16 protein-coding genes and 1 pseudogene are annotated in these 14,554 nt (G+C 54.2%); 12 read left to right on the plus strand and 5 right to left on the minus strand.

The annotated features are described in order from the left end of the window. Position 1: 1 nt before the first annotated feature. The 5 genes from rpsR (at position 2) to IR141_RS01450 (ending at position 2,263) form a co-directional block, all read left to right on the plus strand. Complete coding sequence (gene rpsR, locus IR141_RS01440) at positions 2-232, plus strand: 30S ribosomal protein S18 (protein ID WP_135033920.1); 231 nt, start codon at positions 2-4, stop codon at positions 230-232. A gap of 18 nt (positions 233-250) precedes the next feature. After that, positions 251-703, plus strand: a complete 453-nt coding sequence (gene rplI, locus IR141_RS01445) for a 50S ribosomal protein L9 (protein ID WP_135033921.1) — start codon at positions 251-253, stop codon at positions 701-703. A gap of 709 nt (positions 704-1,412) precedes the next feature. After that, positions 1,413-1,514, plus strand: a complete 102-nt coding sequence (locus IR141_RS14135; RefSeq protein WP_368665545.1) for a hypothetical protein — start codon at positions 1,413-1,415, stop codon at positions 1,512-1,514. 95 nt (positions 1,515-1,609) lie between these two features. Next, the gene (locus IR141_RS13745; protein ID WP_255518782.1) at positions 1,610-1,732 is read left to right on the plus strand and encodes a hypothetical protein; all 123 of its coding nucleotides are present in this window, start codon (positions 1,610-1,612) and stop codon (positions 1,730-1,732) included. 204 nt (positions 1,733-1,936) lie between these two features. Next, positions 1,937-2,263, plus strand: coding sequence for a hypothetical protein (locus IR141_RS01450; RefSeq protein WP_135033922.1), 327 nt, complete (start codon positions 1,937-1,939; stop codon positions 2,261-2,263). 115 nt (positions 2,264-2,378) lie between these two features. Here the strand turns inward: IR141_RS01450 and IR141_RS01455 are convergent, their stop codons facing one another. Beyond that, positions 2,379-3,212 carry a phosphatidylserine decarboxylase gene (locus IR141_RS01455; RefSeq protein ID WP_135033923.1) on the minus strand — a complete coding sequence of 278 codons (834 nt, stop codon included), beginning with the start codon at positions 3,210-3,212 and terminating at the stop codon, positions 2,379-2,381. A 233-nt stretch (positions 3,213-3,445) separates the two neighbouring features. Between IR141_RS01455 and IR141_RS01460 the strand changes: the two genes are divergently transcribed. The 3 genes from IR141_RS01460 to IR141_RS01470 all read left to right on the plus strand — a co-directional run bounded on the left by IR141_RS01460 (position 3,446) and on the right by IR141_RS01470 (position 6,015). Continuing rightward, positions 3,446-4,189, plus strand: a complete 744-nt coding sequence (locus IR141_RS01460; RefSeq protein WP_135033924.1) for a pseudouridine synthase — start codon at positions 3,446-3,448, stop codon at positions 4,187-4,189. Between the two features lie 366 nt (positions 4,190-4,555). After that, entirely contained in the window at positions 4,556-4,948 is a 393-nt protein-coding gene (locus IR141_RS01465; RefSeq protein ID WP_135033970.1) for a RidA family protein, read from the plus strand. A 236-nt stretch (positions 4,949-5,184) separates the two neighbouring features. Continuing rightward, positions 5,185-6,015: a symmetrical bis(5'-nucleosyl)-tetraphosphatase gene (locus tag IR141_RS01470; protein ID WP_135033925.1), complete on the plus strand. Its 831-nt coding sequence runs from the start codon at positions 5,185-5,187 to the stop codon at positions 6,013-6,015. Positions 6,016-7,404: 1,389 nt separating this feature from the next. Here the strand turns inward: IR141_RS01470 and IR141_RS01475 are convergent. Together IR141_RS01475 and IR141_RS01480 are read right to left on the minus strand one after the other, a co-directional pair. Further along, positions 7,405-7,497, minus strand: a pseudogene (locus IR141_RS01475) (IS1595 family transposase); the annotation flags it as partial. Positions 7,498-7,544: 47 nt separating this feature from the next. Further along, complete coding sequence (locus tag IR141_RS01480) at positions 7,545-9,518, minus strand: DUF3488 and transglutaminase-like domain-containing protein (protein WP_135033926.1); 1,974 nt, start codon at positions 9,516-9,518, stop codon at positions 7,545-7,547. Between the two features lies 1 nt (position 9,519). On the opposite strand from IR141_RS01480, the gene IR141_RS01485 reads away from it, so the two are divergent. Beyond that, a complete protein-coding gene (locus IR141_RS01485; RefSeq protein WP_135033927.1) occupies positions 9,520-9,702 on the plus strand; it encodes a hypothetical protein in 183 nt (60 codons plus the stop codon). Positions 9,703-9,900: 198 nt separating this feature from the next. Here the strand turns inward: IR141_RS01485 and IR141_RS01490 are convergent, their stop codons facing one another. After that, complete coding sequence (locus IR141_RS01490) at positions 9,901-10,845, minus strand: DUF58 domain-containing protein (protein ID WP_135033928.1); 945 nt, start codon at positions 10,843-10,845, stop codon at positions 9,901-9,903. Beyond that, entirely contained in the window at positions 10,829-11,740 is a 912-nt protein-coding gene (locus tag IR141_RS01495; RefSeq protein ID WP_135033971.1) for a MoxR family ATPase, read from the minus strand. Before IR141_RS01495 ends, IR141_RS01490 begins: the two co-directional genes overlap by 17 nt. Positions 11,741-12,438: 698 nt before the next feature. On the opposite strand from IR141_RS01495, the gene tsaB reads away from it, so the two are divergent. Genes tsaB through IR141_RS01510 form a run of 3 tightly spaced genes read left to right on the plus strand, consistent with a single transcriptional unit; the run spans position 12,439 to position 14,371 of the window. Then, entirely contained in the window at positions 12,439-13,113 is a 675-nt protein-coding gene (gene tsaB, locus IR141_RS01500) for a tRNA (adenosine(37)-N6)-threonylcarbamoyltransferase complex dimerization subunit type 1 TsaB (RefSeq protein WP_135033972.1), read from the plus strand. Continuing rightward, a complete protein-coding gene (gene rimI, locus IR141_RS01505) occupies positions 13,110-13,556 on the plus strand; it encodes a ribosomal protein S18-alanine N-acetyltransferase (RefSeq protein WP_135033929.1) in 447 nt (148 codons plus the stop codon). The genes tsaB and rimI overlap by 4 nt, the downstream gene beginning before the upstream one ends. Continuing rightward, complete coding sequence (locus tag IR141_RS01510; protein ID WP_135033930.1) at positions 13,550-14,371, plus strand: uracil-DNA glycosylase family protein; 822 nt, start codon at positions 13,550-13,552, stop codon at positions 14,369-14,371. Before rimI ends, IR141_RS01510 begins: the two co-directional genes overlap by 7 nt. Positions 14,372-14,554 lie beyond the last annotated feature (183 nt).

Below are 14,554 nucleotides of genomic sequence, written 5' to 3' on the forward strand. Positions count from 1 at the left end.
CATGGCTCGTCAATCATTCAAACGTAGAAAATTCTGCCGCTTTACGGCTGAAAGAATCCAAGAAGTCGATTACAAACAAGTGGATTTGCTCAAAGACTTTATTTCTGAAAATGGCAAAATTATTCCGGCACGCATTACCGGAACCAAAGCGCATTATCAGCGGCAATTATCTACCGCAGTAAAACGTGCCCGCTTTTTGGCTCTGCTGCCTTATACCGACCAACATAAATAATTAACGGAGACTCATACCATGCAAATTATTCTGTTAGAAAAAATCGGTGGGTTGGGTAATCTGGGAGATGTTGTAACCGTGAAAAACGGTTATGCCCGCAATTTCCTGATTCCTTCGGGTAAAGCCAAACGTGCCACCGAAGCCAATATGAAAGAATTTGAAACACGTCGTGCTGAGCTGGAGGTTAAACAAGCTGAAATTCTAGCCGATGCCAAAGCCCGTCAGGAAAAACTCGATGGTCAAACTCTTACTATCGCACAAAAAGCGGGTGTTGATGGCCGCTTATTCGGTTCTGTTACCAATGCCGACATCGCTGCCGCGATCATTGCTTCAGGCATTGATGCTGTCAAATCCAGTGTACGTCTGCCCAATGGCCCACTGAAAGCTGTTGGAGAATACGAAGTTGAAGTAGCTTTGCATACCGATGTTCTTGCAACTATCAATGTTGCTGTAGTAGCGGCTGTTGAATAAAGGAGCATTTAATCCATGCTGTATAAGGCCGTTTGAATGCCCTGAACTGCGCCCCAAAAGTTGGATATCCTCCAACCCATTAAGGTGCAGTTTTTCTATATCCCAATATACCCCTGTTACCCGGTGCGCAGCCAACAGAGTGCCGCATGGTGCTTCAACATCTCACGCACACACCCGTACCGTTGGATAGTGGCCCTCTAGCCCCACTTCAAAAAATCTGCAGGCTGTCTCTCTATGAAAGCCAAATGCCCCCTTATTTTGCAGCTAACCCTGACTACGAAAAACCTGTGAGGAACAACAGTGTGTTGTAGGGGCGAAAAACAAACTGCCTAAAGCACATGAAAGCTCCTAGAGAAAAGCAAAAGAACGCCGCCAAACCGTCCAAATGTAGAGGGTAATGCCCACCAAACTATCTATTGCACAGCGCCATCCTGTCCAAAACAGCTTTTATTATCCCTGACCCTGATGCGCAGGATAAAGCTGCCGTTGCCGAAGTTTATGCCTGCTATAAAGACCTTGAGGCTGGAGTATTCTTTAAGCCGTAAGCTAAAGCGCTAAGATGGGTAGAGCAAATGCCGGTCCAGTCATTTGTCCGTCTGAAAGGTAAAATCCCGCTGTTGCATTCTGGTCGGATCATTTCTTTAAGTACATTGAAAACACAAAACTTCTATGGGGAGGGTGCGTTGACGGTGGCGTAGTCGGCAGCTGTATAGATGATTACATACATTACCATAATGATGAGTGGATTAGTCTAAACTTAAAAAAGCCTAGTCCTGTCGGTTGTAGAACTCAGCTTGAAAAGTATTTTTGAAACATATACTTAACTTGTCCAAGTTTTTTGCGGGAGCGGTGCAATACTATGGTTGTGAAGTCGTTAACAAACCTATCTATATCGCCGCAAACAAAATGGGCGGCTTAACCCGCGTGGAATGGAACGAAGCCGCAACTAATCCAACGGCGCAAAGCCGAAATGCTTTATCGTCCAGCCATAAAATCAGACAGGAAGTACCCAATTACTATAAATTTTGAAGTACACACTAGATATAAACACATTAAAAGCCGCTGGTATTATGTCATTACCGCTATACTCGTTCTCTTGGCTATGATATTTTACTTGGTTGGTTTTATGGGTTATAAAATGTATAAAGGCTATCAGGAAAAAGCAGCTATAGCTGCCATGCCAGCCAAGCCACGCCGCTCAAAGAAACCGGCACGGAAATGTGCAGGACTGCGTTGAAAAAGGCCTCCGCTCAATACCATAAAGACAACCCCACCCAAACGCCCGATACAGGCCGTCTGAAACCGTTTCAGACGGCCTTGCCGCTGCAGCTATCGGCTGCCATGACAGCACGCTGCAATAACCCGCGTGCCAACATCGGCCGAACGGCAGCCGGCCCTTTGGACAGGGAGTTTCAAACTGGATTTGAAGCCTTTCAACGTTGCCAAACGATGGCGGTCAACGCCAAAACGCCCGCGCCGGTGGGGGTGTTTAAAGCAACCATTGAACACTTGGGCAAACGGCTTGCCGCTCCGGCGCGGGAACCCAAAGCCGGCTACTGACGAAGCCCTACATACAACCAAGCCCGCAGCCGTCTGAAAATCATCGCGACCACGGGCGGAAACGCCATAACTGTTTGTTTTTACCGTTTCAATTTCAATCCGGCGGGTTCGTGCTTTAGCTGTGGAACTCTTTTTCAACTGCCCGGCGTGCTTTTTCGGCAGAGGCTTCGATGTCGGTTTGCGCTACCTCGGTGCAGGGCAGGGTTTCTGTTGAGGCGGTTTTTTCGTGTCCGGGAGCAATATCGGCTGTGTCGGCGGTAACCGCTTCGGCGATGGGTTTTGCTTCGGTTGCTTCGGGAGTGGCCGGCGGCAGACGCGCCAAGATGGTTTCCGTGGCGCTGACTTTGTCGCCTATCGCTACCAGTGCCTGCGCATCGGCCGGCAGATAAACATCAAGGCGCGAGCCGAAGCGGATAAAGCCGTAACGCTCGCCGCGGCGCAGGGTTGCGCCCGCTTGCGTGTAACACAGAATCCGCCGTGCTACCAAGCCCGCTATCTGCACGAAGGTTACTTCGCGGCCACTGCGGGTGGTGGCCAAAACGGCGTTGCGCTCGTTTTCGGCGGAGGCCTTGTCTAAGGCTGCGTTCACAAATTTGCCCGGGGTGTATTCCACCGCTGTTACCGTGCCATCGATGGGTGAGCGTTGCGAGTGTACGTTAAATACGTTCATAAACACGCTGATTTTCAGCGATGGTACCCGGCGGTAGGGATCGGTGGTGCGTTCCACCACTACGATGCGGCCGTCTGCCGGGCTTAATACCGCATCGGCATCTTGCGGTGCCGAGCGCGCGGGATCGCGGAAAAACTGCAATGCAAACACGGTAAACAGCCAGAAGGGCAGCGACCACCAACCGGCACACAATGTGATGAAAATGCTGGCAATCAAACCGCTGCCGATAAACGGCCAGCCTTCGCGGGCAATAATCGGATGCGGGTAAAAACGGGACATAACGCTTCCTTCCGTATTATCTGTTTTTAAAGGGTTGTTAATTATAGCCGATAACGCGATGCAAAAGGAAAAGGCCGTCTGAAAACCAAAACGGCAGCGGCTTCTCGGCTATAATACCGTTACTTAACATCAAAATGACGCAGTGTTGCCCGCCTTTGCCGGTCGCTGCCGCTTTGTTTCATTTTTATTTTAAACAACAATAGAATAACTTTTTATCGAACAGGCCGTCTGAAATGCCCCATTCCCTGCAAAAAACACTACGCCTTTCCAAACGTATGGCCGAACTCGGCCTTTGCTCGCGACGTGAAGCCGACAGCTATATCGGGCAGGGCTGGGTGAAGGTGAACGGTCAAACTGCGGTGATCGGTCAAAAAGTTACCTCGGCCGACCGCATCGATCTCAACCGGCAGGCGCACGAAAAACAGGCGCAGCGGGTAACGATACTGCTGAACAAGCCTGTGGGCTGGGTGAGTGCGCAGGCCGAAAAAGGTTATCCTTCCGCCGCCGGGCTGATCGCCCCCGAAAACCGTTGGGAAGGCGACAACAGCCGTATTCAGTTTGATGAAAAACACAAATTCGGCCTCGCGCCCGCCGGCCGTTTGGACATCGATTCAACCGGCCTGTTGGTGCTCACGCAAGACGGTCGTATCGCCAAACAGCTTATCGGCGAAAACAACAACAGCGAAAAAGAGTATCTTGTGCGCATACGCGGCACTTTGAGCGAAGAGGGCTTAAAACTGCTCAACCACGGCTTGAGCCTGGACGGCGAAAAACTCAAGCCCGCCAAAGTGGAATGGCAAAACGAAGATCAGTTGCGCTTTATTTTAAAACAAGGCAAAAAACGCCAAATCCGCCGTATGTGCGAGCTGGTCGGCCTGCGCGTAACCGGCCTCAAGCGCATCCGCATGGGCAGAGTGAAGCTGGGGCGGCTGCCGCCGGGCAAATGGCGCTACCTGCGGCATGATGAAACATTTTAAATGCCGCCAGAAATACAGAAACCGGTTGTTTCGTTCAGCTTGAGGCCGTCTGAAAAAAACACTGCAAGAAGCCAACAGCTTGGGCAATACCGAATGAAACCACGCTGCCTCAAGCCGCCCGGCCTTCCCGCCGGAAAGCACAGCCGGCACTGTATCCTTTCGCTCCTTGCCCGGGCAACCCCGGCTTTCAACTGTATTTTCTGCACGGCCCGACTGAAATGTAAGCGCAAGGCGGCAGCCCGCATATCTGCAAACAGCATACAGCATACAGCCCCCCGAAACGCTACCGGCCGTCTGAACGGGCGGCTGGAAAAACAGGCAGATTTATCAGATAATCCGAAATCCGTTTCCATCACAAAGGCAACCATTATGAAAGCCATCATCTACACCGACAACGCCCCTGCTGCCATCGGCGCATACAGCCAAGCTGTGCGCGCAGGCGATACTGTTTATATGAGCGGTCAGATTCCTCTCGACCCCGCCACCATGACCGTAGTCGGCAACGGCGATTTCCGTGCCGAAGCGCACCAAGTGTTTAAAAACCTGCAAGCCGTGGCGCAGGCAGCCGGCGGAACGCTTGACGATATTGTAAAAATCAATGCCTATCTAACTGATTTAAAACATTTTTCCGTGTTTAACGAAGTTATGGCCGAATACTTCAACCAGCCTTATCCCGCCCGCGCTGCCATCGGCGTAGCGGCGCTGCCCAAAGACGTGCAGGTGGAAGCCGAAGCTGTGCTGGTGTTAAACGACTATTGATTAACAGATATATCGCAACACAAAATCATACGGACTGCCCGCTTCAGCCCAAAGACAGCGGTTTGCAAATCTTTGACGCAAGAACAGAATGGTTCCACGTTGCCTGAAGCGGCTTCACCCGTTTTCCTTTCTTTTTTGCCGCCCGCCTGAACTGTTAAATTAAGGTTGTTGTACAACATAAGGCCGTCTGAACGTTTCAGACGGCCTGCGGTTCAAAAACAAAACGGATCCACACAATGACACACTACGCAATCGGCGATATCCAGGGTTGTTACGATGAATTCATCACCCTGCTTGCCACCATCGGCTTCAACCACGGAACCGACACCCTTTGGCTCACCGGCGACATTGTCAACCGCGGCCCCAAATCACTCGAAGCCCTGCAATTTGCCATCAAACACGAAAGCAGCATACAGACCGTGCTCGGCAATCACGATCTACATCTTTTGGCCGTGTCATACGGTTTCGGCAGACTCAAACGCGGCGACACCATCAGCCCTATTCTCAACCACCCCAACAGTAAAAAAATGCTCGGCTGGCTGCAGGTCCAGCCCCTGCTGGTGCAAAACGCTACCCACGTTTTGGTACACGCCGGCCTGCTACCGAAATGGGATATTGAAAAAGCCGCCGGGCTTGCCCGCGAAGTGGAAAGCGAACTGCAAAGCAGCAAGGCGCGCAACTACTTCGCCAATATGTACGGCAACCGGCCGCACAGCTGGAAAAACACACTCGAAGGCTATGACCGCCTGCGTATGATCACCAACGTATTCACCAGAATGCGCGCCATTACCCGCAACAAACACAAACTCGACTACGAATTCAAAAGCTGTCCCGATGAAATGCCGGAAAACCTGATTCCCTGGTTTCAAGCCGCCGACCGCCGCCATCTGAGCCATACTGTTGTGTTCGGCCATTGGTCGGCACTCGGCTACATCAACAACCACCGCGTAATCGCACTCGACACCGGCGCCCTGTGGGGCGGCCAGCTCACCTCCATCAACCTCGCCACCGGCGAAACTGCCCAAGTGTCTTCCCAAGGCGGACTGAATTGGAAAACTGCGTTATAAGTATGCGGCCTTAAAATTTTCATCTGCCGCTAACAGCTTTCAACCGAAAATGTGAAAAATAGCCGAATGATTTATGCAACACGCTGATAAAAGCAGCGTCTGTATGGTTAAGTTATTTGTATGGTTAAGTTATTTTATGTGAGAAACAGCAGGCCGCAAACAACATAGAACCCGTTCTGCTGCCCCTATCAGCGGCTTACAAAACCGTTCTCTTTGAGTTAAGACACCTTAACACTTCAACGGAAATAAAGTAGATTCACGATAATACCCCAAAAGCCTCTTTCCCTTGGCTTCGTATGCGTCTTAAATTTCATTGTTATATTTTCCGACATTCTTGACAACCCTGAAAAATTCCCAAATGGATCTTCATAAATGGATCTTCATAAAAATGGAAATTTAGATAACTAGGGTTTTCTATAAATTAAAGATAAAGGCCATCTGAAAACGACCTAGACATAGTTAGGGTAATCTGTTGATTCGTAACGGGTTTGGTTGACTGCTATTCAGTTAAAAAACACGGCTTTACTGCTTAATTTAATGAGTCAGCTGCATAAAAAATGAGTGTTGTTATAACCATCGTTAGCCTTTTGCAGATATTGGCCATTGTTGCAGTCACTACATATTTCGCTGGTGGGAATGCTGCGCTAAAATTGCAGATGACCTCGCAGTTCGGCATATATTAGAATTCAGGTGTGTATGATCAAATATTTTGTATGTTAAGTAACAGCCTATTCACTGATAAATATAATATAGCCCCCAATTCCACTGCAATCTTTCACCACAAAATCCATACTGCTATCAACCATTATTTGCCGAAAAAAGCCAAAAGCTGTTTTGTAGGGTGCCTATATTAGCAGAAAGTTGTTTTGCTGACAAACGAAAAGGAAAATATGGCAGAATTATCCTAAGAAATAAATGGTCTTTTTCGGTGTTCTCAAACGTGCCAAAAGGTTGATACTGTGCTTGTGGATAATCTAAAAAATAGAGCTTATCTCCTATTATCTTATTGAAAAAATCATATCTAGTAATATCGTTTATACTGACAGCTTAATCATCTTTAACATTATATATTTTAATGATTTTCAAAACTTGAGTGTTGACTACAGTAAGCACTTTGTGGATGGTTGCAATCACATCAGCGGTATTGAAAGTTTCCAAAATTGAGCAATGTAGTATTTATATACAGGAATAGAATTGACCGCTAATTTTTCCCATTTTTAAGAATACGCATCCAGATTTAACTTAAGTATACCGAGTGAGCAGCTGAAAATCTTATGGATTTAGTGTGGTGTTTTTAGTGCTGTCCTAGCATAACCCTAAAAATTAAAGGAGCTGTACTATTATTAATTAGCCCTAAATTCTACAGTAATCCCGCAGCGTTTTAAGTTGTCAGGTCGGTGTACCGAAGTTAAACCGAAATTCGCATTCTTTCAAAAACAGCAAGAAAGATTTCCGCCCGATTCCGCCCTATTTGCGTAAGACATGAAAAAGGGGCATTTTATATTTTGCTGCTTGCCCGACAAGGTGTGCTACCCGAGATGGTTGTTTCTGTAGCGTTGCGCTGTTTTGCGTGCCACAGCAAACCAGTGTTTCTGTGTGCACAGGGGCGGCCTTTCGGCTGCATAAAGCCAGTGTTCGTATTGCTGTAGCAGATGCGACAAGGCCGGGTCGGTCATGCCGTTGCTGCGCAGCAGGTTGTCCAGCTCGCCTGCGCTGACGGCGGCAGCGGTTTCATCGTCTTCACCTAAAACTGCGCTTTTGAGCAACGTGAAGCCTTCGTTGAGAAAATCACGCTCGCGGTTGCGGCCGCTTAGCCACCAGCGCACCAGCGGCAGCAGAGCGGCGGCGAGGGCGATGGGCAGCACCAGCAGCAGGGTTTGCCAGTTGAAACCGCCGAGGCCGATGCGGGCAAACAGGCTGTTTTGCTTGGTTTGGTCGTAATTCACCACCCATTGCTGCCAATAAAACTGCCCGGTGTCGCGCCAGCGGGCAAGCAGGCCGCTGTTGTCGGCCACCATTGTCCGTTCGTTGGCGGCAAGGGCTTGGCCGATGCCGCTTTCGGCACGGGCGGCCGAAACGATGGCGGTGGGATCGACGCGCAGCCAAACCTGCTCGTGCGGCAGCCACACTTCGGCCCAAGCGTGGGCATCTTTGGCGCGAATCTGCCAAAAACCCGCCTGTTCGTTATAGTCGGCACCCAGATAGCCGGTTACTACACGCGCAGGCAGGCCGGCGGCGCGCATCATCACCACAAAGCTTTGGGCGTAATGTTCGCAGAAGCCCCGGCGGGTGTGAAACATAAACCCATCGATGCCGTTTTGCCCCCGTGTGGGCGGCGGTTGCAGGGTGTAGGTGAAACTGTGGCGGCGGTAGAGTTCGAGCACTTTACCGATAAATTGACGGGGTGTGGCCGACTGCTGCGCCAGTGTTTCGGCGAGGCGGCGGGTTTGCGGGTTGCCGTTTGGCAGGCGGGTGTAGAAATTCTGCCCGAGGGCATCGAGGGCGTGCGGCAGGGTGTCGCCCAGCGATGCCTGCAGGCTGAGACGGCGTAAGCCTTCACGGCTGCGGCTTGCGCGTATGGTCTGCCCCAATCTTTTCTCCACGCCTGCGGGCAGCTCTGCTGCGGGGTAGTCCAACGCGGGTAAAACGCCGTTTTGGTCACGGATAATCATCTGGTAGTCAACGGTGCGTTCGGACGGGGCGGAGCGGGCTTCGTCAATGTGGTTGCCGTTAAGCGCCTGCCAGCGCGTGCCGTCAAATTCGCCCATGATAACGGCGCGCCAATATAAATCGCTGCGCTGCGGTTTGAAGCCGTCTGAAAAAGTGATGTTGGCCACCCATCTGCCGCTCTGCACCAAATTGCTGATGCTGCCCGGCTCCATCGTTTCCGACAAGCCTGTTTCGGCCTGCTGCGCCTGCTGCGGAATGCGCCACAGGGGCTCGCTCAGGCGCGGCACCGCCACAAACATCACCATCGTCAGTGGCAAGGTGAGCAACAGTGCCTGCACACTGCGTTTGAACGCTTCCCTGCCGCCTAACCCGCACAACACGGCAAAACACAGGCTGACGGCAGGCAGCGCCGGCAGCAACCATATGCCGATAAGCAGGCTTTGGTCGAGCAACACCGATGACCCGATTAAAAACAACATAGCCAGCAGCAGCACCTGCCAATCGCGCCGGCTGCTGCTTTCAAACGCTTTGAGCATCACCAGCAACAATAAAAACGCCACGCCGCCTTCGCGCCCGACTACGGTGCCGAGTTGCTGCCACACCAGCAGGCCGGCCGCTGATGCCAATAACAGCAACACCGCTTTCGGCACACGGCCGATACCGGCTTTCAGTAAGGCCAGCCGCAGCAGCCACAAGCCGCCGAATACCGCCGTAACCGCGCTAGGCAGCGCAACAGCCAATGGCAGCGCTGCCCACAGCAGGGCGGCCAGCACCACAAATGCCACCGCTCGAGGCGGCGGCTGTTGCAGAAAAGAAGGATTGGCAATCAGCATAATGTTATGGGTTCAATATGGCTTTTCAGACGGCCGCGATTCAGACGGCCTTTATATAGCGGATTCACATGTTTCCGGTATCGCTCAGCAAGGTCGTGCGGGCGTATGGAACCTGATTTTGCTGCCGCTTGGGCGGCCTGCAAAGCCGCTCTCGGCAAACCGGAGTGTAACCACGCCGCAATGAATCAAGGGTAAGCCGGTTTTACCGTCCGGCCGATCTGACGACACCCATACCCAACCGGCCAACACAGTCATGATGTCAAATACGGAGCCGGCTATTGAGGATCGGTGTGTTTTATGACCGCCGCAATGCCGGCGGCCTGCAAAACCGTTCTCTTTGAGCCGGGGCACCCGCCGGCGGCCTGATGCGCGCCGTTTGCCGCTACCACAATGCCAGCGCCGTCAAACACATTTCCCGCTGGCCGTGCTGCGGGGAAATCAGCCGCTGCGGCAGCTCCAGCGAATACGGCAGGCCGAGGCGTTCGGCTTCAAGCACACGGAAACACAGCAAGCCCGCCAAGCGCTCTTTGTCGCTGACGGCGGGGTAGTCTGCATAGGAAATAATGGTGTTGCGGGCGGCCTGTTGCGGCTCTTCAAAGCGTTTGTCGAGCATTTCGCCGGTTTTGGCATAGGTTTTCCAGGCAACGTGCTGCAACGATGCGCCCTGTTGGTGCATCTGCAAATAGGCCAAATCGCCGCCGCCCTGCGCGGGCGGGCACTGCCTGTCGGCTTCACCGCTGCGGGCAGGTATATCGGGCACATCGTGGGGAACAGGTGCGGGAAACACCACTGCTTCGTCCGACCAGTGCCGCACGCACTGCACCATGCTCACGCCGAACGGCGCCACCGAGGCCGCATGCAGCGGCGGTATGCGCAGATAGCCGCGCATCAGGGCGGGAATGCGCCATTGAAAAACAGGCAGGCCGTCTGAACCGATATGCCAGGCCTGCCACAATTTTGCAGGCGGCGTGTGCGTATCAGCCAAATCATCTCCGCTGCACAACCACAGCAGGCGGCGGGTGTTGCCGGCAGCGGCCAGCTCCAGCACTGCATGGCCGCCGGCAAACACTTCGGCCGGCATCTCCGCCGTTATCTGCAAAGCCGAAAGCTGGCGCAGGTTGAGCAGCACCGACACCAGCAAAAACCCCGCCAGCCAGAAAGCGGCGGCATAAGCCAGATTAACCTGATAGTTCAGCCCCACCAGCCACAACAGCAGCACCGTTACCGCCAGCCCCACCCCCAAGCGGGTAGGGCGGCAATGCAGCGCGGCGGCAGAAGCAGCCCCCTCCTGCACGGCATTCAGACGGCGTTTAGGCAACGGCAACATGATTGAGCAGATCCGCGAGAATCTGTGCGCCGGTCAAACCCTGCTGCACGGGTTGCAAACGGTGGTTGGCCACCGGCACCCACACGGCTTTTATATCTTCGGGCAGCACATGCGGCCTGCCCAGCATAAACGCCCGCGCCTTGGCCGCGGCCACCACCGCCAAACCCGCACGCGGGCTTAAGCCGATCACGAAACGGCCGGGTTGGCGCGTGGCCTGCACAAGGCGGTACACATAATCGGCGGCCGCCTGCGAACATTTCACCTGCGCGGCCTGCCGCTGCCATTGTGCGAGCGTTGCGGCATCGCAAACGGCCTGAAGTGCAGGCAGGTTGCGGCGGCCGCCGCCTTCGGCATACAGCCGTTTTTCGGCATCGGCGGCGGGGTAGCCCATGCTCAGGCGCATCATAAAGCGGTCGAGTTGCGATTCGGGCAGGGGAAAGGTGCCGAGCTGTTCGGCGGGGTTTTGGGTGGCGATCACGATAAACGGCCCGGGCAGCGCGTAGGTTTGCCCGTCCACCGATACCTGACGCTCCTCCATCGCTTCCAGCAGCGCCGATTGCAGTTTGGGCGAAGCGCGGTTGATTTCATCGGCCAATAAAAAGTGATGGAACACAGGGCCGGGCTGGAACTCAAACCGGCCTTCGTTGGGGCGGTAAACATTGATGCCCAGCAGATCGGAGGGCAGCATATCGTTGGTAAACTGCACACGGCGGTAATCCAGGCCCAAAACTGCCGCCACGCCGTGTGCCAGCGTGGTTTTGCCCACGCCGGGCACGTCTTCGAGCAAAACATGGCCGCCGGCAAGCACGGCGGCAAACAGTTGCTGTAAAACGTTTTCTTTCCCTAGAATCAGCGTGTTGAGCTGTTGTAGTGCGTGTTGTATGTCGGTATTCATCAGAGGGTTGTCAAATGGGTTGCGGGGTATATTCAGGCCGTCTGAAAATTTTTCAGACGGCCTGCCCGATTGTTTGTGCTTTATGTTTGCACAGCAAATTTTAACACAATCATACACAATACTTACACATCCGCTTAAAAAACCATCAGCCAAAGTATTTTTCTGTATCAAAATTACCCGCCCATCCTGAATGCACGGTTTCAACACCGGGCGGCACGCTGCGGCAACGGGATAATGCGGCACCGGTTCCGCTGCCCTTTCAGCGGTTTCACAACCGCTCTCTTCGGGCAAAAACCGGTAATGCCGCCGCGCAAATACCATCGGTACGCCATCACCCGTATGGTTTGCAGGCCGTCTGAAACAGCAGCCCCGCCAACGGCAATACAGCCGTATCCTTATCCCGCGCCGCCGCGCCTTTTCAGACGGCCGAAACCTTTGCCAAATACCCTTCGGCCGTCTGAAAGGCTGAAATGCCGCCATTCCCGTGCCGGCGGGAACCTGAATCAAACCGGCCAACCTATTGAAGCACCGGTGAAACCGACACAAACGCCGAATGTTGCAGTTGCCCGGCACGGAAACAACGGCAGACAACTTCTTGCGGCTTGAATGCCGAAACAACCCCGGCCGCTTCCGGCACGCTGATAAATTGCCCCTGCCTCAGGTATAATGCCCCGTCCGACCACTTTTGATTGCCCGCCATGCAAGCCGACTTTTCCCGCCCCGTTTTAGCCATCGACACCAGCACTCTGTTTCTGTCGCTGGCTTTGCGCGCGGACGGGCAAACCCTGCTCCGCCACGAAAACGCAGGCAACCGCCAGTCTGAGCTGATTCTGCCGCACATCGGTGCGCTGCTGGCCGAAGCAGGCATCACCGCGGCCGGTTTGGGCGGAATTGTTTACGCACAAGGCCCCGGCGCATTTACCGGTCTGCGCATCGGCGCAGGCGTGGCGCAGGGCTTGGCGGCACCGTTCAACCTGCCGCTTGTCGGCGTGCCGTGTTTGGATGCGGTGGCATACCAAATCAGCGCACTGTGTGTATTGGCGGCCACCGATGCGCGCATGGGCGAAGTGTTTTATGCCTGGTTCGACACCGAAAACCACCGCCGCCTGAGCGGTTACCAAATAGGCAAAGCCGCAGACATCGCGCCGCCGGCAGCTTGCGCCGAACCACAGGGGATAGGCAATGCCTTTGCGCTGAACGAGAAACCACCCTTTGGCGGCACGGCGCAGATGCCCACTGCGGCAGACTATCTCGACCTGGCCGCAAGCGGACGCTACCCCGTCACCGATGCCGCCCGTGCGGGCTTGCTGTATGTGCGCAATAAAATCGCGCTCACCGCCAAAGAGCAGGCCGAACAAAAGGGCGCGCTGTGATTATCCGTCCCGCCTTGCCCGCAGACTGCCCCGTGCTGGCCGCACTCGATGCGCAATGCAACCCGTCGCCGTGGTCTGCTGCGCAGTTTCAGACGGCCTTAAACAACCGTTTCGACAGCGTAACCGTGTTGGCTGAAGCCGATGGCACCATCGGCGGCTTTGCCGTGTGGCAGACCTTGTGCGGCGAATCGGAGCTGCATCTGATTGCCACCGCCCCCGTTCGCCGCCGCGCCGGTTTGGCTTCGCGGCTGATGGCGGCATGGTTTCATACGGCTGCGGTGCAGCATGCCGAGCGGCTGTTTTTGGAAGTCCGCGCCGCCAACCTTGCCGCGCAGGCGCTCTACCGCAAACACGGTTTCAGCGAATACGGCCGCCGCAAAGCCTATTACCCGCTGCCCGGAGGCGTGTGGGAAGATGCTGTTTTAATGGAGAAATTATGTTAAGCAGCCGTTATCTGCATTTGCACGAAGCACTGGGCTTGGGGCCGATGTGGCTGAACAAAGGTGCAAAAGTGCTGCCTGCCGAAACCGCCGCGCATATCCCGCAGGGCGCACCCCAAACACCACTGCAAACTACTGTCGCGCCTCAACCCGCAGCCCGCACGCCGGCCGCCGCAACCGCGCGCTTGGCGGCAACGGCTGCCGTCAAATCCGCTGCCAAAGTTTCAGACGGCCATTTTGCGCACGGCAGGCCGTCTGAAAAAAGCACAGCTGCGCCGGCCGGCCGGCCGTCTGAACCCGTGCTGCCCGAAACGCGGGAAATACCGTCTGAAAACACCGCCTACATCATGCCGTTGATGCACGATGCCGAGATACAGCCTGCTGCTGTAATGGCGGTCAGCATCTGCCCCGCCCCGGAAGACAGCGCCACAGGCCGGCTGTTCAGCGGCAACACGGGCGTGCTGCTCGACAATATGCTCGCCGCCATCGGCCTGAAGGCGGCCGATGTCCACAAAACCAGCTGGGTAAAAGCCGCCGCCGTATTTACCCCCGAGCCGCCGCCCGGGCAGATGGCCGCCGCACTGCCGCAAATGCAGGCCGAACTCGCCGCATCACGGGCACAGGCAATACTGTTTTTGGGACAGGTGTTTTTGCAGTCGCACTACGCCGAAACCATCGCGCAACTGTGCGGCAGCACACCCGCATTTACCGTTCCCCACCCCGCCCGCCTGTTGCGGCAGCCGCATCTGAAAAAACAGGCTTGGGAAGAGTTGAAAAAACTGCGGAATATACTGGCAGCAGGCGCAGTACCGTCATAAACCAACAAGTCGCAACCCTTCAAAAATTTTGAGGCACTCTACCGGGGTTATTCAAAAGCATTGAAAATCACCCTTATGAGATTATGGCGTATTGGATTTTTGTGAGTTTAACCATTTCCGCATCAACCACGGTATGTATTTTGCAGGCAAATAAAATTGGGGACTGCGCTAAATCAGCCGCAA

The organism is Neisseria sp. 19428wB4_WF04, from assembly GCF_015235335.1.
Lineage (GTDB): Bacteria > Pseudomonadota > Gammaproteobacteria > Burkholderiales > Neisseriaceae > Neisseria > Neisseria musculi.